Annotated in this window: 13 protein-coding genes; 7 read left to right on the top strand and 6 right to left on the bottom strand. The window is 46.1% G+C overall.

The window, feature by feature from the left end; genetic code table 11:
• Nucleotides 1-17: 17 nt before the first annotated feature.
• Nucleotides 18-2,195 (top strand): TRAP transporter permease, encoded by a 2,178-nt coding sequence (locus tag IQQ51_RS11960; protein WP_193841191.1) that lies wholly within the window; start codon nucleotides 18-20, stop codon nucleotides 2,193-2,195.
• Nucleotides 2,196-2,221: 26 nt separating this feature from the next.
• Nucleotides 2,222-3,436 carry an L-2-hydroxyglutarate oxidase gene (lhgO, locus tag IQQ51_RS11965; protein ID WP_193841192.1) on the top strand — a complete coding sequence of 405 codons (1,215 nt, stop codon included), beginning with the start codon at nucleotides 2,222-2,224 and terminating at the stop codon, nucleotides 3,434-3,436.
• A 143-nt stretch (nucleotides 3,437-3,579) separates the two neighbouring features.
• On the opposite strand, the gene IQQ51_RS11970 is transcribed toward lhgO, so the two are convergent.
• The 5 genes from IQQ51_RS11970 to IQQ51_RS11990 all read right to left on the bottom strand — a co-directional run bounded on the left by IQQ51_RS11970 (nucleotide 3,580) and on the right by IQQ51_RS11990 (nucleotide 10,638).
• Nucleotides 3,580-5,136: a M28 family metallopeptidase gene (locus IQQ51_RS11970; RefSeq protein ID WP_193841193.1), complete on the bottom strand. Its 1,557-nt coding sequence runs from the start codon at nucleotides 5,134-5,136 to the stop codon at nucleotides 3,580-3,582.
• A 122-nt stretch (nucleotides 5,137-5,258) separates the two neighbouring features.
• Nucleotides 5,259-7,628, bottom strand: coding sequence for a M4 family metallopeptidase (locus IQQ51_RS11975; RefSeq protein ID WP_193841194.1), 2,370 nt, complete (start codon nucleotides 7,626-7,628; stop codon nucleotides 5,259-5,261).
• A gap of 573 nt (nucleotides 7,629-8,201) precedes the next feature.
• On the bottom strand, nucleotides 8,202-8,477 hold the full coding sequence (locus IQQ51_RS11980; protein ID WP_017065177.1) for a hypothetical protein: 276 nt from the start codon (nucleotides 8,475-8,477) through the stop codon (nucleotides 8,202-8,204).
• A gap of 100 nt (nucleotides 8,478-8,577) precedes the next feature.
• A complete protein-coding gene (locus IQQ51_RS11985; RefSeq protein WP_193841195.1) occupies nucleotides 8,578-9,897 on the bottom strand; it encodes a sensor histidine kinase in 1,320 nt (439 codons plus the stop codon).
• A gap of 36 nt (nucleotides 9,898-9,933) precedes the next feature.
• Entirely contained in the window at nucleotides 9,934-10,638 is a 705-nt protein-coding gene (locus IQQ51_RS11990) for a response regulator transcription factor (protein ID WP_065677243.1), read from the bottom strand.
• Between the two features lie 278 nt (nucleotides 10,639-10,916).
• Between IQQ51_RS11990 and IQQ51_RS11995 the strand changes: the two genes are divergently transcribed.
• Together IQQ51_RS11995 and IQQ51_RS12000 are read left to right on the top strand one after the other, a co-directional pair.
• Nucleotides 10,917-12,014 carry an alpha/beta hydrolase gene (locus IQQ51_RS11995; RefSeq protein WP_193841196.1) on the top strand — a complete coding sequence of 366 codons (1,098 nt, stop codon included), beginning with the start codon at nucleotides 10,917-10,919 and terminating at the stop codon, nucleotides 12,012-12,014.
• 316 nt (nucleotides 12,015-12,330) lie between these two features.
• Entirely contained in the window at nucleotides 12,331-13,530 is a 1,200-nt protein-coding gene (locus IQQ51_RS12000) for a diaminopropionate ammonia-lyase (protein ID WP_193841197.1), read from the top strand.
• Nucleotides 13,531-13,691: 161 nt separating this feature from the next.
• Here the strand turns inward: IQQ51_RS12000 and IQQ51_RS12005 are convergent, their stop codons facing one another.
• The gene (locus tag IQQ51_RS12005; protein WP_048610360.1) at nucleotides 13,692-14,183 is read right to left on the bottom strand and encodes an Lrp/AsnC family transcriptional regulator; all 492 of its coding nucleotides are present in this window, start codon (nucleotides 14,181-14,183) and stop codon (nucleotides 13,692-13,694) included.
• A gap of 310 nt (nucleotides 14,184-14,493) precedes the next feature.
• Here IQQ51_RS12005 and IQQ51_RS12010 point away from each other — a divergent pair, with 310 nt between their 5' ends.
• The 3 genes from IQQ51_RS12010 to dctP all read left to right on the top strand — a co-directional run bounded on the left by IQQ51_RS12010 (nucleotide 14,494) and on the right by dctP (nucleotide 17,801).
• Nucleotides 14,494-15,288 (top strand): Asp/Glu racemase, encoded by a 795-nt coding sequence (locus tag IQQ51_RS12010; RefSeq protein ID WP_048610037.1) that lies wholly within the window; start codon nucleotides 14,494-14,496, stop codon nucleotides 15,286-15,288.
• A gap of 102 nt (nucleotides 15,289-15,390) precedes the next feature.
• On the top strand, nucleotides 15,391-16,587 hold the full coding sequence (locus IQQ51_RS12015; protein ID WP_048610035.1) for a M20 aminoacylase family protein: 1,197 nt from the start codon (nucleotides 15,391-15,393) through the stop codon (nucleotides 16,585-16,587).
• Nucleotides 16,588-16,757: 170 nt separating this feature from the next.
• Complete coding sequence (dctP, locus tag IQQ51_RS12020; protein ID WP_193841198.1) at nucleotides 16,758-17,801, top strand: TRAP transporter substrate-binding protein DctP; 1,044 nt, start codon at nucleotides 16,758-16,760, stop codon at nucleotides 17,799-17,801.
• Nucleotides 17,802-17,881: the final 80 nt, after the last annotated feature.

Raw genomic sequence — 17,881 nt, forward strand, 5'->3', positions numbered from 1 at the left:
GAGAGCAGGAGTTTTCTATGAGCGATTCGCTGCAGCAGGAACTGAAAAAATTTGAACTGCCGACCCGAACGGATTTTCCGTGGGTCGGCAAAGCGATAACAACAATGGGAGTGATACTCTCTCTACTACACATTTGGTTTAATACCTTATCGACCTTGCCAGAGCTTTGGATCTCTGCGACTCACTTCGCGGGCTTTGCGATCATTTGTGCGCTTTGGTATCCGGCACATATCTCATTGAAAAGAAGCAAAATTGCTTTGGCAGTGGACATCGGGATCGCCTTGGCGGCTCTGGCTTGTCTTATCTATATCCCCTTTGCAGAAGATGCCTTGTATGAGCGAGGCGTGAAGTTTGTCGCCAGTGATTGGTTCTTCTCTATCTTGGCGATTGCTATCGTTATTGAGCTGATTCGTCGTACCATGGGTTGGTTTATTCCGGTGCTTATTTTGGTGTGTTTGAGCTATGTGGTGCTGTGGGGGCAATGGACTAGCGGCATCTTCCACTTCCCAGGTTTGAGCCTTGAAACACTGCTTTATCGAAGCTTTTACTCATCGGAAGGGATGTTCGGTTCTATTTCTAGAATCAGTTGGACGTTCGTGTTCATGTTCATCCTATTTGGCGCTTTCTTAGTGCGTTCGGGTGTTGGTGATTACATCATTGATGTGTCTCGCGCAGCGGCAGGCAAAGTGATAGGTGGCCCCGGCTTCATCGCGGTAATAGGCTCTGGCTTGATGGGCTCAGTGTCTGGTTCGAGCGTAGCAAACACCGTATCGACGGGCGTGATCAGTATTCCTTTGATGCAAAAGGCGGGCTTCCCTTCGCGCTTTGCTGCGGGGGTTGAAGCGGCTGCGTCGACGGGCGGGCAGTTGATGCCACCAGTGATGGGTGCGGGTGCGTTTATCATGGCGTCATACACGCAGATCCCTTATGTCGACATCATTGCTGTTTCCTTCTTACCGGCGCTTATCTACTTTTTGTCTGTGGCATTCTTCGTGCGCATCGAAGCAAAACGCAGTGGTGTGCAAAAGGTGACTTCTGGCTGTGAACCTCTATTGAAAGTATTGCTGTCGGGTTGGCATAACCTGATCCCGTTAGCGGTGCTGGTGACTCTGTTGGTGAAGGGTTTCACGCCGACTTACGCAGCGGGTATCTCGATCCTGTCTGTTGTGGTGGCCTCATGGTTCTCTAAAAATCACAAAATGGATCCAAAGGCGATCATCGAAGCACTGTCTCAAGGTGCGAAAAACATGGCGACCACGGCGGTATTGTTGGTCGGCATTGGCCTCGTTATCAACGTGATCAGCACGACGGGGATTGGTAACACCTTCTCGTTGATGATCAACAGCTGGGCGAATGGCGACTTGCTAGTCATGATTGCCTTGATTGCACTGGCGTCTTTGATTCTGGGTATGGGCTTACCAGTAACCGCGGCTTATATTGTGTTGGGTACTCTGTCTGCACCAGCTTTGTATAAACTGATTGCTGAAAGTCAGTTGCTCGACCTGTTGGTTTCGGGACAGTTACCTGAACAGGCGAAAGCTATCTTCATGTTGGCTGCGCCAGATAAGCTTGATTTGCTGAACGCGCCAATGGCACTTGAAACAGCCAAAGAGATGATTGCGTTAGTCCCTGCTGATTTTGTGGAAACCCTGCTTGAGCAAAGTCTGGGCTTGGAAGCGATCAGCCTTGCACTGCTTTCTGCCCACTTGATTATTTTCTGGCTATCGCAAGACAGCAACGTGACGCCACCTGTTTGTTTAACTGCATTTGCAGCTGCGACCATTGCGAAAACCCCACCGATGAGAACCGGTTTAATGGCATGGAAAATAGCCAAAGGCTTGTATTTGGTGCCATTGCTGATTGCTTACACCAACTTGGTAAGTTGGGATGTGACCTCCGTTTTGGTTACGGGGGGCTTTGCTATTATCGGTACGTATGCGTTTGTAGCAGCGATTGAAGGTTACTTAGAAAGTGAAATCAATCTCGCTCTTCGAGTCGTGTTGATTGCGCTGGGTGTCGCTTTGGTTTGGCCTGATGTGTCAATTGTGATTCGCTTGGTTTGTGTGGCTCTATTTGTGAGCATCTTCATCTACAGCGGTCGTAAATACGACATCAACCAAGTGAAAAAGGAATCGGAAGACGAGCAAGTATCTTTGCCTCAAACCGAGTCTGACACTGTCGCGTCTTCCCTATAATTAAAAGGATTGAATGTAGGAATATTATGAACTCAATATACGACTATATTATCGTTGGTGGCGGCATTGTTGGCGTGTCGACGGCATGGCAATTACAGCAAGCTCACCCTGATAAAAGTATCCTTTTAGTCGAGAAGGAACGTGGCTTTGCGCAGCACCAAACAGGCCATAACAGTGGTGTGATTCACGCTGGCGTTTACTATGCTCCGGGCAGTTTAAAGGCCGATTTTTGTAAGCGTGGCGTCGAGCGCACCGTAGCCTTTTGTAGTCAACACGATATCCCCGTCGAAAACTGTGGCAAGTTGTTGGTCGCGACCAATGAGCAAGAAGTCGAGCGCATGAACGCGCTCTATCAGCGTTGCCACGATAACGACATTGATGTCGATCTGTTGGATCAAGCGCAGCTCAAACTTGCCGAGCCAAACATCACGGGTTTGGGTGCGATTTATGTCAAAACCACCAGTATCGTCGACTACAAAAAAGTCACCGAAGTGATGGCTCAAGAGTTTGTTGAGGCGGGTGGCAAGCTTAGCCTTGGTACGGAAGTGATCATGGCCGATGAGCAGGAAGATGAGGTGCAGTTGACGTGCAAAGTCGATGGTCAGACTCTTCAACTCAATAGCCGATTCTTGATCACGTGTTCTGGCTTGATGGCCGATAGAATGACCAAGATGTTAGACATCGAAACCGACTTCCAAATCGTGCCTTATCGCGGTGAGTATTATCGGTTGGACGCCAAACACAACCAAGTGGTGAATCATCTTATCTACCCGATCCCTGACCCTGAACTGCCATTCTTGGGCGTGCATTTAACACGTATGATTGATGGCTCCGTAACAGTAGGGCCAAATGCAGTTCAAGGCTGGAAGCGAGAAGGTTATGGCAAGCTTAACTTTAGTTTTAAAGACACTTGGCAGATGCTGAGCTTTGCCGGTTTTTGGAAGGTGACTGCGAATAATCTGAAAACCGGTTTGGTTGAGTTTAAGAACTCGTGGTGGAAACCGGGTTATCTAAAGTTAGTGAACAAATATTGCCCGAGCATTACGGTGTCAGATTTCAAACCATACCCAGCGGGCATTCGTGCTCAAGCAGTACTCAAAGATGGTACCTTGGTTCATGATTTTCTGTTTGCCGAAAGCCCAAGAAGTTTGCATGTGTGTAATGCACCATCGCCTGCAGCGACTTCGGCAATGCCTATTGGCGAGTACATTTGTGGCAAGGTAATGAAAAAGACGGCTTGATGATAATTGAAGATCATTAAGTTGAGATGCTCTCCGAAGACAATAAAAAATCCGCAAGCTCCAATCTGTTTATGATCGTGGGCTTGCGGATTTTTAGTTTTTACCGTGTTTGCTTGGCTTAATTGTTAGTCAATTAACCAACCTTACAGCCAAGCAGGGACGAAGTTAGCGACGATAGTGACATCGCTAAAGTTACGGTAACCGCGCACCATGATGCTGAATTCACCCGCAGGCATGTCTAACACACACTGTTCGTTGCTGCTGTTCTGGTATGGACGGCAATCGTAGCTTGCTTTCGATACGGTACCATTGTGTTTGACATATAAATCCGCATCACCACTACGAGGGCCTGTTAGTGTTACTGTTAACTGACCTGCACTTTCCGTCGTAAATGTGAAGAATTGCTCTTCACCATATCCTGCAGTAAGACCTTCAACTGGCACGTCATTTTGCAGCTCTTTAGGACCTGCAACCGGTGAATCAAGGCTGGTTTCGACAAGGTAAGCAATCGCCAGTTTGGCGAACTTGGTCGCGTGTGTCGCCGTTGGATCGGAGTTCTCAAGCGTATCGTGCTGGGTATGAATACTTGGGTTATAATCATTGAACATGCTCTCGAATGGCATGGCTGCTGGGTAGCCAACATTGTGCCAAGAGGCGTGATCAGAACAGGCATAGCCGCAATCATCAAAACCGTAACTGATCTCGCTCGCGTAAGTGTCGATCAGCTCGCTTAAGTAGGCGGTGAGGTTGCTGTCGGTGTAGTCCGTGATGAAGGTGATATCGTGCGCTGAACCGTTGTAGTTGGTCATGTCTAATTGCAATACGGACACAACGTTGGCTTGCTCATCTCTTAAAGCGTTGGCGACATCTTGTGAACCGCGCAGCCCTACTTCTTCTGCAGCATAGCCATAGAACTTAATGGTTTTGTCTGGCTGAATACCACTGGCGATCATTAGGCGAAGCGATTCTGTTACCGTTGCAATGCCAGACGCATCATCATCGGCTCCCGGTGAGATGGTGCCTTCGCTTGTCCAAGATCCAACGGTCGAATCAAGGTGTCCACCAACAACGACGATCTCTTCAGGGTATTTAGCGCCAAGCAGTGTCACTTCAACGGATTTTTGCGGATACTCGGCATGCGTGATCTGGCGTGCAGATGCATAAGGTACATCTTTAATTTCTGTTTCCCAACGTTCTAAAAGCCAATCTGAAGCAGCGACACCAGTAGAAGTAGTATAAAAACGGTTGGTGAAGTTGGTTAGATTTTCAATGGTCGTGACCATGTTGTTTGGCTCGACCTGAGCGAGTAGGTCGTTCACTGTGTCTTGATGGCTGATCACCGGCTTTTCGAAGCTGCTCATTGTCAGTGGCATCGCTGCGGCTTTGAGTGCGCTTGCCTTATCTTCATGCACCATATAGCCACCGCAGCGGTGGGTTTCTTCGTGCATGTGGCTGGATAGTTTAGCGAGCTCTTTCTGGTTGATTTTCGCGATGATGGAATGCTTGTTTCCTGTCACGCCTGGGTAAACCGTCGCGCCATGCTGAGTCATTATATGCTGCGCGTCCGCATCGGTGGTGATCCAAACCTCTTCGTTCGCTAGTGGTGTGATACCTAGGGATGCGTAAGCCGTAGTACTGTTGATTAGGGTTAAAGATCCCCCTAGTACAGCCAAAGCTAGCATGCTTTTTTGAATAGCCATTTGTCGTCCTTTTTATGGTGAGTATTTTTATGTTGATGGGTGTGAATTTTGTGTAGATGTTTCATTTTCTGAACAGATAATCGCGAAAAGGGCCCCTTTCGGAGCCCTGAATTTACTATGGATTATTGTGTTTTAATGAAACGGTAGTGCTTGGTTTCTGAACAGGCATCGCTTGAGGTACACACTTGGTACTCCACATCTACTGTTCCGTTATGACGGAACTTGTCGACGTATGAGTTGAAGTCTGTTGCACCAACATTCTTGCCATTGCGCTTAATCACAAAGTAGTCGTTGGTCTCGTAATCCCATGCCAGCTTAACGCGAGCTTTGCCATTCGGATTTTTGTTACCAAACTTCAGTTTTAGTGGGAAGCCTTCCGCTGAATCACCTTCAATTGTGATCGACTTGCTGGTTGATGTCGCAACACCTGCATCGTCAGTCACGGTTAGCGTAACCACGTAGTCGCCAGCTTCAGCATAGGTATAACGAGTCACTTCACCTGTTTGCGTGTTGCCATCACCTAGGTTCCATTGGTAAGAAACAATCTGGCCATCGCTATCCGAACCTGTGCTGCGTAGCTCGACTTCTTTACCGACAATTGTGTGTTCGAAAGAAGAGACGGGCGGCACGTTAGCGCTGCCAGATTCGTACGACGCTTTCAGATTTGCACCTGCATAATCTGAGTAACCTAGAACGTTAACCGTGTAACGACCTGCGGTTGGGTTTTCAATCACACACACTTCATCGGTCACGGTTTCGCTCTTACAGATATTCTCTTGAGAGCTTGGCACATAATCTAGGCCGACATAAATATCTGGGTCACCCGTAGACACAGCAAGATCAATCGTCAGCTTCTCTTGACCTGATGGTACTTCGATATCAAAGTAAGTTTTCGAACCTGTTTCACCAGCAACTGCGGCTTCAACACCATTTTCAAGGCGTTGGTATTCCGGTTCTGGTGGAAGTGGTGGTTCGCCACACGGTGACACACCCACTAAGTTGAACGCAGAAACAACATCATCGGCACTGTAGCCAAGGTCGGTTGCTGAGTTTTTCACGCCACAAGCGCCCTGCCAAAAGTCACTGTTTTCAGACCAGTAGATCTGGTTGGCTAGCACGAACAGTTCGAACGCTTTTTTGGTGTCCCAACCTTGTGTGGTTGCAAGATGGTAGAACGCTTTGTTGAACACGCCCGAGCTGTAGTGCACGTTTAATCCATCGTAGTACTCGGATGCATTGTTGATTGAAGAGCCATCGCGTGATGGATCGTCCATGTAACGCAGCGCACCTTCGCCTTTGAAGATATTGCGCCCGACCATCCAGTCGTTGGTGCCTTTCATATAGTATTCTGCGGCTTCACCGGCCATGTCTGAAAAGGCTTCGTTCATACCGCCCGATTGGTTTGCGTATATCAAACCTGAGTTTTGCTCAGTGAAACCGTGGCTCACTTCATGGGCTGATACATCTAGGCTAACAAGCGGATAAAAGAAGCTTTCACCATCACCAAAGGTCATGGCTCTGCCGTCCCAAAATGCATTCTCGTAGTTTTCACCGTAGTGAACACGCATCATGAGCTTGAAGGAGAGTGGCGCTGTGTCGAACCAGTTTTTATACATGTCGAACACGATGTTACCGAAGTAGTGGGCATCGTTGAGTGGTGAGAATGCACCGTTCACGGCTTTATATTCGTTACGAGGACATTCATAGCTGTAAGTGGTGTCGCCGTCGGTCGCGCCATTAAGGTCAACTGTGACCACGTTTTCCGATTCCATTACACACTCTGTGCCCACTTCTTGAACATCAAGGTAGTGGTAGTCGGTGCCGTATTCGTACATGCCTGTTTTTTCGTTACCGCCAGGGCCAGTACCGATCTGAGCGTGGGCAATACCTTCCCAGCGGTCGATGACCTCGCCTGTGTGCGCATCTAGCATGGTGAATGGTCGAGTCGGCTGTTCACTGCCTTCTACTAGGTAAGAGACAACGTACACTAGTCGTGTTTTATCTATGCTTTGTTGTCCGACGCCTTGCTTTACAGAGCCTTGATAGATAAATAGCTGATGTTGAACGTTGTCTAGAGATTTGCTGGTTAAGCCTTGAGTCTTTAGCTCTTTACTTGCGAGTTCAACCGCTTGAGCGCTGTTGATTGATGGTTTAACGAAAGAACGCTCTAGGGTTGTTGTTTTAAGGTAGCGACCTTGAACGGACTTAAGTGCGCCACCTTGGACACTTTGGGTTGCATTTAGGTAATGTCCCCATACCGGGGTACCCCAGATGTTCTGCTGGATCTTAACTTTATAGATACCACGCTTTTTCAGGTTTACTTCTTTCACCATCTTGAAGCTAGAGGCGTTACTGAATCCTAACTGAGCGTTTAACCCAGAGAAGTTAGTAAAGTTGATCGGTTGATCGATTTGAACGGATTCACTTGCATGCACTGACAAAGACATAGCACTGGCTATAGCAACGGCAACTAAACGCTTTCTTATTTTCATTGTTGTTTTCTCTTTCCATGTAAAATCCAAGAAAACGTAACAAATTAATCACAGCGAATTTACATCATTCGATCTGATTAATTAGTAGCATGGTAACGATCTCTTTTATTCATGAAACTTATATTTCTCGTATTTACAGATAGTTATCATTTCTGTTTATTTTTGAACGCACCCATATGTTTTATTTATAAAATCGTGACACTTTTATTAAGTGTTAATTTCTCTTGGAAATTAAGATTTTCGAGTAAATTGATCTGTGCCTCAATTAACGGATTTTGGGTTGATAGAAGGATCAACGATTTGAAAGTGTCACTTTAAGCAGAAGGCCATTTAGCGAATTTAGGGGCAATTTTGATAAGAAATCGAAGACTTTTCGGCTTATTTTTCGAATTGTTAGTTAAAAGAGGGAAGGGGAATCGGGCACTTGTTTGGCACAGAGCACAAAACCGGCTGGATGAAAAAAGCCAGCGACGGGTCACTGGCTTAGATTAACTTAGTTTGTGCAGGCTACTGAATATAGGTAGGCAACTGCGACACTTAATTATGGTACGTGGCTAACGTCACTATAGCGAATTACTGCTTTTTACCGCCAACTTGAACGTAGTCGATACCGATAATACGGTTGATGATACCCAGAACAGAGCTCGTATCAGAGTTTGTTGAGCGAATCGTATCAACCGTTGCACCTTCAGGTACTAATTCCATTGCGCGGTCTTGAGTATTACCTGGAACTTGGAAACCGACAATGTTGAAGCTTTCAGCGTGCGCTGTGTACACTTCTTCATTGTGGCTAATACCAGAACAACCCGCTAGAGAAACAATGCCTAAAACGACTAATAACTTTTTCATACAAACACCTTAAGAAAGATTGGAATTTAGATTCAATAAGTTCATTGGGAGACAGCATCTCCCGACCGATGTTGAACATTATTCCAGAGGTGTTTTGTAGTTACTGTATGGGTTTGTCAGCTGAATCATTACATAGCTGAATGGTTATGGTGAATACCGCACCCTTTAAGGTCTGGCTCTGACCTACCTCCACGGTTGCGTTGTGTTGAGTACAGATCTTCTCAACGATAGAAAGCCCTAAACCATGGCCGCTCTTGGCTTTGTTACGCGCTTTGTCGCCAACGTAAAACGGTTCAAACAGGTGAGCTTGATGCTCCTTTGCCACGCCATCACCATCATCATGCACCGCGATCTGTAGCTTATCTTGATGCACGCTTGCTTCAATTGACACTTGCGAACGTGCGAATTTCATTGCGTTACGAACGAGGTTATCTAGTGCTCGGTTGAGTAGCGTTTCATCTGCCATTATCGAGCTAGGTTGCTCTGGCAGTGATAGGTCGATGCTGAGCTGCGTGTCCTTGTTCCAACGCGTCATTGCGTGGTCGAGAAAGTCTCGAATCTCTAATGGTTGTTGTAAGTTTTCTAGGTCAGTGCTATCGAGTTTGGCGTAATACAATAGCTCATCGACCATCTTTTCCATCTCTTCCGTGTCTTCGACAATACTCTCTATCGTGCTCTCTTGTTCTGCGTTTAGCTGGGTGTCTTTCAACATTTCAGCTTGCCACTGAATACGGAATATTGGCGTGCGCAGTTCATGAGCGACAGCATTAGTGAGTGAGCGATTACTTTCTACTAAGCGATGAATTCGATCGGCCATTAGGTTGAAGGATTTGTTCAGTGAACCAATCGCAATACCACTTGAAGTCTCGGCTCGTGTCGAGAGATCCCCTTCCGCAAAACGCAGAGTGGCCGCCTCTAGCTTTTTAACTCGGCGGAAGATAATAAATAGATGACATAAGCCATATAAGATAAAGCTAGCTAAAAAGAACAACCAAATGAGGTCATCCTCCAATTCTATTTTTTGCCTAACGAACGCTTCACTGTTGGGGAGGTAGTGATAGGTATTGTCACTGCTTGTTAAGCGAAACCATAGGTCACGTTCATCATCGTGAAAAACAAAGGTATTCGGGTTCGTGCTGAAGAACTCTGAAACGGGACTAGGTATTTCATCGTCTGGGCTGAATGTAACCAATTTATTTCGTGTGGTTTCTACAAACTGGTTTATCGCTTGATGGGCCGCTTCAAGGCCTTGATTTTTAGCGATATTCTCGATCAATTGCTGGTGGGCAGCTGCTTCGTAATCTTCCAGTACATATTCGTAGTCGGTATTGAGCTGATAGACGCTAATCTCGTAGGCGACAAGGCCAGCCATAAAGCAAACTAACAGCCCTATTAAGGACTCCAAAAAGATACGTCGCATAATCGCTCTCTTTTATTACGCTCGTATTGAGCGAGGTTAACGCCAGGCGGTCGAAACAAATAAGTAACCCTTCCCGCGAATGGTCTGAATTTTCTCTGCTGGTGTGTGGTCGTCGCCAAGAATCTTTCTTAGGCGCACTATTTTATTATCAATCGTTCGATCGATTCCGTCGTACTCAATACCACGTAGCGTTTGTGTCAAATAGTCACGTGATAGCGGAGTATCAGGGTTACTCGCTAATAACCACAACAGGTCAAATTCGCTGTCAGTTAGTGATAAAACGGCACCTGAAAGTTCACACTTCTTATAGGTGTTTTTCAGAACCAGTTGATCAAACTGAAGGTTGTCTGAGTCATCGACTGAAGCTGTATTGGTGTCTTGGCGGCGTAATAGTGAACGAACTCTGGCCAGCAGAACTCTTGGTTTGATTGGCTTGGTGACATAGTCATCAGCGCCTGTCTCTAAGCCTGCAACGTGGTCGAAATCATCATCGCTGGCGGTGAGCATTAAAATCTTACCTTTAAAGAGCGTGCGCGTCTGTCGGCATATTGTCAGTCCATCGGTTACAGGGAGCATTAAATCCAACAACACGATATCAGGCTGTTCGGCAAGGATGGTCTGTGCGGCATCACTGCCATCATCGAGTGTGGAAACATCAAAGTCCTGCGTAACAAAGTAATCCTTTAGCATTCGCTGAAGTTTCAAATCGTCTTCTACGATGATCATTTTAGGTTTTGTCATTCCATTATCAGCCTTGTCGTGCGTTTCATTTATTGAGATTACGTGAGGGAGCCTTTTTGAGTATCTAGTTATTGTGGCATACCCAATTTACAGGCCTTACGTAAAATACCTGACATGAATGATTAAACACTTTGCACGCTAGTTCAATGATGTTTTTGGATTTGTGTGAAAATAAAAAACAATGTTCAAAACGATATACATTCTCATACATTCGCACGACAGATGTTTTGGTCTTTAAATAATAGAATTTTCCCATCAAACATTTTGGGAATAACTGTATGAACGACTATAGAAATGCATTGCTGGCGTTACCTTTGATTCTGTTAGCGGGCTGTAATTCAAGCTCTAACTCAGGTAAAGCTGCCACCAAAGCGCAAGAAAAACCTCAAGCGGATTACGTATTTTCATCAACGAAACTGGGTGAGTTGTATAAAGAGCGACAAGAGGTCCAAGAATCCATAAAGCTTGATTACAACGGCGTGCAGTATGAAACCGTTCTGTTTGCGGAAGATATTAGTGATAAGCAAAAAGTGGTTAGGCTTGCGGATAGTTTAGGTCAAAGTGTGGATCTGTACCTCCCTGATGCAGGGGCTGACGATTGTGCGATTTACCACGAGGGTCATTTTTTTGATTCATTTGATTGTGGTGTTGCTCAACGCTCAATCGGCAATGACACCACGTTAATTAACACGAAGACAAATACCCATAAACCGGTCGAGCTTGAGTATCACAATGAACTGGTTCAATACGTGACTAGCCTTGGGTCTACCATTTTGAGTAAATCTAAAAGTGGCAACAAGGTAACCATCACCACATCGTTTGCTTTCGACGCTTTTTACCGCGATGTGCTCAACGAGACTGGCGCTGTTGATCGAATTCGGTCGACTCTGGGTGCATCAACCTATTCTCAGCTTTTTGATATCGTGAAATTGTATCGAGGCAGCGAGATGACATTGAAGTTTACCAACCATATTGGTGGCAGCGCTGACGATGATATCAATATGTACACCGGGCGCATGATCCACAGTAACAACATGACGACGATCGTAACGCCTACGGGTTCGGTGTTCTCTGGCGGCACGGATCTGTTTGCTGCGGGTAACCCACGGGTTTTGCAACGAGCAGATACCACTAAAGCCATTGAGCTTAATAAACAGGTTGGTGTGCACAGTTGGGCTGAGGATGATAAAACAGCCAAAGATTTCCCATACACAAATGAAAGCCATCGCAAGCAAGCGACCTACTTTAAAAAGGTAATGGGAGATACAGGAATCGATTTCTATATCTTCACGTTAGATTCTGCTCCGGCTTCTGGTGAACACTGGGTGACGAAGGCTGAGTCAGATAAATACGGTTTCATTACACGCATTGAGTAGCTTAGGCTCGAATTAAAGTTAGTAACGACTAGAGAAGGTTGGTGATGACGCTGTTGTCACCAACCTTTTTTGTGTCTGCTATTTGGCTCGTTGGGCTATTGCTGCCTCTATTAGTCGAATTCCGATGTCTATTGGTGAATAAATACTGCATTTAAACTCGATATAATAATCAATTTCCGCAGATTTTGTTTTTAGAAAGCGCGATCGCGGCACTTTTTTGTCGATAGTATTTATTATCCGCAACCTTACTGGCCAATAGGTTTCTATAATCTAACGATGTAAGGAGCATGTGAATGACTAATAAGGACGATCATTTATGCAGTTACTGGCAGGCACTCTGACACACTACGCTAATCCCCAAGCACGCCGTGAATTGGAATACTCAAGCGAGCAGCGTGACATTTTAAGTGTCGCGAACTCTCAACAGGCAATTAAAGATATTTCTCAATGGCCAGGTTACTCTGTGACCCCTTTACATGAACTGAATGCTATCTCTGCTGAGATCGGCGTGAACAAGTTTTGGTACAAAGATGAATCGCAGCGTTTTGGCCTAAAGAGTTTTAAAGCTCTGGGCGGTGCTTATGCGGTGGCTCGTCAGCTTCAGATTGAGATCGCTAATCGCTATGGGAAGAATCCGACCATCAGTGAGTTGCTCAACGGTGAATGGAAATCAGAAGTTGCTGAGATCGTTGTTAGTTGTGCAACTGACGGAAACCATGGCCGTTCAGTGGCATGGGGCGCTCAGATGTTTGGTTGTGGTTGTGTGATTTATATTCACCGCGATGTGTCTGAAGGGCGCAAACAAGCGATGGAAGCGTTCGGTGCAGAAGTGGTTCGCATTACAGGTAATTACGATGAATCGGTTCGTTTAGCTGATTCTGAAGCCAAAGCGAAAAACCGCGTGATTGTGTCGGATACCTCTTATGAAGGTTACATGGAAATCCCGAAGGATGTGGCACTTGGCTACACAGTGATGTTGGCTGAAATTGTCGAGCAATTGGATGGTGAAATCCCAACACATGTCTTCGTACAAGGCGGTGTAGGTGGTTTGGCATCAGCCGTCTGTGGTTACTTCTGGGATTTGTGGGGTGTTGATCGTCCACGCTTTGTAATCGTCGAACCTGAACAAGCTAACTGTTTGCAGAAGAGCGCTCAAGCGGGTAAACCGATTGTGGTAATGGGCGATCTAGAGACGCTGATGGCTGGACTTGCCTGTGGTGAGGTTTCGAGCTTGGCATGGACGATTCTCCAAAATGGCGCTGATGATTTTATGACACTGAGTGAAGAAGCGATCCCGCAAGCGATGCGCATGTTGGCGAGTGGCGAGAAAACGGAAGTGGCAATAGAAGGTGGCGAATCTGCAGTTCCAGGGTTTGCCGCAGCGATCATCGCTAAACAAGAGCCGAATTTTGCTGAAAAACTGAATTTAACTCAAGACAGCCGAGTGCTAGTAATTGGCACTGAAGGGGCAACAGACCCGGATCTCTACCAACAAATCATCGACAACAAAATCTAATAACGAAAAGCTCATAGTTAGCAGTTAAGAGCTAATCGCGAACAACGAATAATAAAGTAAGCCCCAAAGTTGGCGGTATGTAAGGTTTCTTCATACCGTCTTTTTTTCTCTCTTTTTGACTTCATCTCATGACACGTCTTGCTTTCTAGTCGATCCGTTCATCAATCGCGTTGCTCATCAATCGGAATAGTCAGCCCTACCTTGACGTTATCCATCACCACATTGGTTTGAAAGCTTTTGATATTGGCATTATCGAAGAAGGCCTCACGAGTAAAGTTGTCATATCCCTCCATATCTGCAGCGGTGACGATTAAGATAAAATCAGAGCTGCCAGTGACGTAATAGCATTGCTGAACAGAACGGTTCGAACTCATCTCTTTTTTGAAGTTATGCATCAAATCCACACGCTCACGTTCAAGTGTTACCTGAACGATAAACGTCATTCCGTGACCGACCGCTTTGGGATTAATCACTGAGACATCAGCCTGAATCACACCTTGTGCTCTCATACGTTTTAAACGGCGCTGAACGGCAGCGGGAGAGAGCCCGACCTTTTCTGCAATCTTGTCTGATGTCGCTCTATTTGAGTCTTGTACGATGTTGAGGATCTTCTTGTCGAAACTGTCGACTACCAATGCAGGCTGTTGTGTCATACCCATACTTCCCAGTATTAATTTGTAAATTAATTGTTTCTTTTATGCCAGTGTGTGATCGAGTTAAAGGTATTTGGCTCCAACAATTAATCACAGAGGATTGAGAACAAAAAATCACTATAACGCAATAAAAATGCGGAATTTCCGCACAATAAGGCATTCGTTTAATGATAATCCTTAAAGTTATCGGTGCATTATTAACCTTGTGAACGAAATGTAAAGTTCAAAGTGACAGAGTTTGAAGTTTACATGATACATGTTGTTAACATTTGTTGAGTGTTGATATTGGCAGCTCAAGGAGTCGGAAAGTATGAAATCTGCAACCGCTACTTTACAGTTTGAATTAGAAAAATTGGCACCAGCAGGACGCGTCGGTGTGATTGCGTTAGCGACAGATTTCAATATTGAGCGTGATTTAAACACGTTGTTTCCAGGCGATGTGCAGTCGTTCACCAGCCGAGTTCGAAACTATAATCCATTGACGATAGAGAACCTGCGGAAGATGGAGCCAGGAATCGCTGCTTGCGCTGATACCATCCTTCCGGGCACCGAATTGGATGTGGTGATTTACGCTTGTACCTCTGGCACCGTAGCGATTGGCAGCGAACGAATTACCCAGCTTATTCATCAATCTCGCCCAAACGCTGCGGTAACGAATCCTGTGACCGCGGCCTTAGCGGCTTTCGACTGCTTTAAAGCGAAGCGTATCTCGGTATTAACGCCTTATACCGAAGCTGTGAATCAAGACGTCGCAGCATTTTTCGAGTCGCAAGGCATTGAAGTGTTGAGCATTGCTGGTTTTGGCTTTGAAGATGACACCGCGATGACGTTCATTGATCCAATGGACATTAAACATGCCGCACTACAAGTTTGCGACCCTGAAGCGGATCTTCTGTTTATCTCTTGCACGGCACTGCGTGCAGCATCGGTGCTTGAATCCATTGAAGCGGAGCTAGATAAACCCGTTGTCAGCAGCAATCAAGTGTTGGCTTGGCACTCGCTTCAATTGATGAACTACCCCTCGCCCATAAAAGGTTTCGGTGCACTGTTAGAGCACCATCTTGAACCACCCTCAGATAATTGCCGAAGGTCGCAGTCGTTGTAACGACCTTCGATTAAAGCTGCTCGCTTCGCGTTTAAATTCAGAGCAGCCAAGCTAACTCCACATTTACGTTAATACAAAGAATTACACTTTGGGACTACTACTATGCCGTCTACTTTCTCGATCAAACCAGACCAACTGTCTTCGCAGCTTATTCAAAGCATGACGGAGTGGCGTCAACATTTACATCGTTTCCCTGAGTGTGGTTTTGATGTGAATCTGACCTCCGATTTTATCGCTGACAAGTTACACAGTTTTGGTATCGAGGTGGTGCGTAACATCGGTAAAACAGGATTAGTTGGGATACTTCGTTCAGGATCGAGTGAAGCGAGCATTGGTCTGAGAGCTGATATGGATGCTCTGCACATTCACGAGCAAAACAACTTCGCACACTGCTCACAACACGATGGAAAGATGCACGCTTGTGGTCACGATGGACACTCCGCAATGCTGCTTGGCGCTGCGAGCTATCTAGCCGAGGCCCCAACCTTTGATGGCACTGTGTATTTCATTTTTCAACCCGATGAAGAGCACGGTTGTGGCGCACAAGCGATGATTGATGATGGCTTGTTTGAGCGATTCTCTATTGATGAAGTGTATGGCGTGCATAATTTCCCCGGCTTAGCGGAAGGTGAATTGATGGTTCGTCCCGGATCATTAATGGCTAGTGAAAGTAGCTTTGAGATTACCATCAATGGCGTGGGTGGACATGCTGCTCTGCCGCACCAAGGCGTCGATCCTTTAGTCGTTGGTTCGCAAGTCATTCTTGGTCTGCAAACCATAGTATCTCGCAACCTTAGTGCGATCCACGATACGGCTGTAGTCTCTGCGACCGAGTTTATTACTGATGGCACGGTTAACGTTATCCCGACCCAAGTAACCATCAAAGGTGACTGCCGCTGCTTCACTGAGTCTTCTCTCGATCGAATCAAGCAAAGTATGGAGCGAATCGTAGCGGGCATTTGTCAGGCGGCAGGTGCGACCTACGAATTTGAGTTTATCAATACCTTCTACCCAACCATCAACAGTGAGCAACAAACCCAATATTCGGTTGCCGCCGCGCAGAAGGTGCTCGGTGTCGAGAAGGTTAATGACGCCTGCGATCCACTGACAATTTCGGAAGATTTCTCAAGCATGTTACGCGTTAAACCGGGCTGTTATGTGCTGTTGGGTAATGGCACGGAATCGGTCGGTGGCTGCGCATTGCATAACCCAAAATACGACTTTAACGACGGCATCTTAAAGCTCGGTGCGAGCTACTGGATTCAGTTGGTAAACGACCGTTTAGCAAGATCAATTTAGAAACGGCTCAATTAGAAGCAACAAGTAGAGAAACAGATTCAGCAGTGACGGATTTGGCACTGCAAGATGGCTGACTTTAAACGGAGTTTATTGTCGATACAGCCAAACTGAAGCGCGTGAATTGACCAAAGTCATCAGCGTGAAATTAGGATAATAAAAGGAAAGACAGGATGAAACGATTAGGCGTAGCACTGCTAAGTTTGAGCATGGTTTTTGGCGTTCATGCCGAAACATGGAAGTTTGCTTCAGAAGAGGACAAAACAGACGTTCAAGACATCTATGCGCAAAAATTTGCGGAAGTGATTAAGAAGGAATCTGATGGCGATATCCGTGTTCGCATCTATTACTACGGACAATTGGGCACAGAGAACGACATTGTAGAATTGGCTGCTAAAGGCACTATTCAATTCGTGTCTGTAGGCGCGGGTCACTTAGGGTCTTATGTTCCCGAGGTTCAGGCAGTGAGCTTACCTTATGTGCTGGGTACTAACGAAGCGATTACGCATAAGGTCTTAACGGAAAGCCCAACCATCTACAACAAGTTGGCACCCAAGTTTGAGAGCGTAAACCTAAAGCTGTTGTCGATGATGTCGGAAGGCGAAATGGTTTGGGGCGGTAATAAACCTATTCGTACTCCTGAAGATTTTGCGAACCAGAAAATCCGTACTTTCACTTCAACCATTCCTGTTGAAACCTACAAAGCGTTTGGTGCAACACCTACCCCTCTTTCTTGGGGTGAAGTGTACGGCTCACTGCAACTTAAGACTATCGATAGCATGGTTAACCCTATCTACTTCATCTACAACGCGAAGTGGCATGAAGTTCAAGACTACTTGATGTTCCCAGGTCAGCAACCTTATGTGAGCACCGTTTCGACCAACAGCAAGTGGTACAACGGTTTGTCAGAGGAGAAGCAAGCGATGGTCGACAAAGCGATCAAAGCCGCAGATCAAGCTGCTTATGACTACCAGATTCGCATCAACAAAGAGAACATGGACAAGATCTTGAAAGAGCGTCCAAACATGCAAGTGGTTGTGTTAACTGAGGAAGAGCGTGAACGCTTCAAGATCCTCAGTCAAAAGCTGCACACGACTTACTATGACGTGGTAGCAAATGCGTATCCTTCTGGTGAGCAAAGTGAAGCGCGTGAGGGTGCGAAAACCATTCTCGAAGAAATCCTAGATGAAGTGAAGGCTGCTTCAGCGACGCAATAGAAAGCGTTGTTAGGATGAATGCTATTCGCTGTTTATTGGCATCGGGTAGCTTATCCCCACCTTCTCCAAATTGTGGCAAT

Origin of the sequence: Vibrio sp. OPT18, from assembly GCF_015163615.1 — a bacterium.
GTDB classification, from domain to species: domain Bacteria; phylum Pseudomonadota; class Gammaproteobacteria; order Enterobacterales; family Vibrionaceae; genus Vibrio; species Vibrio coralliirubri.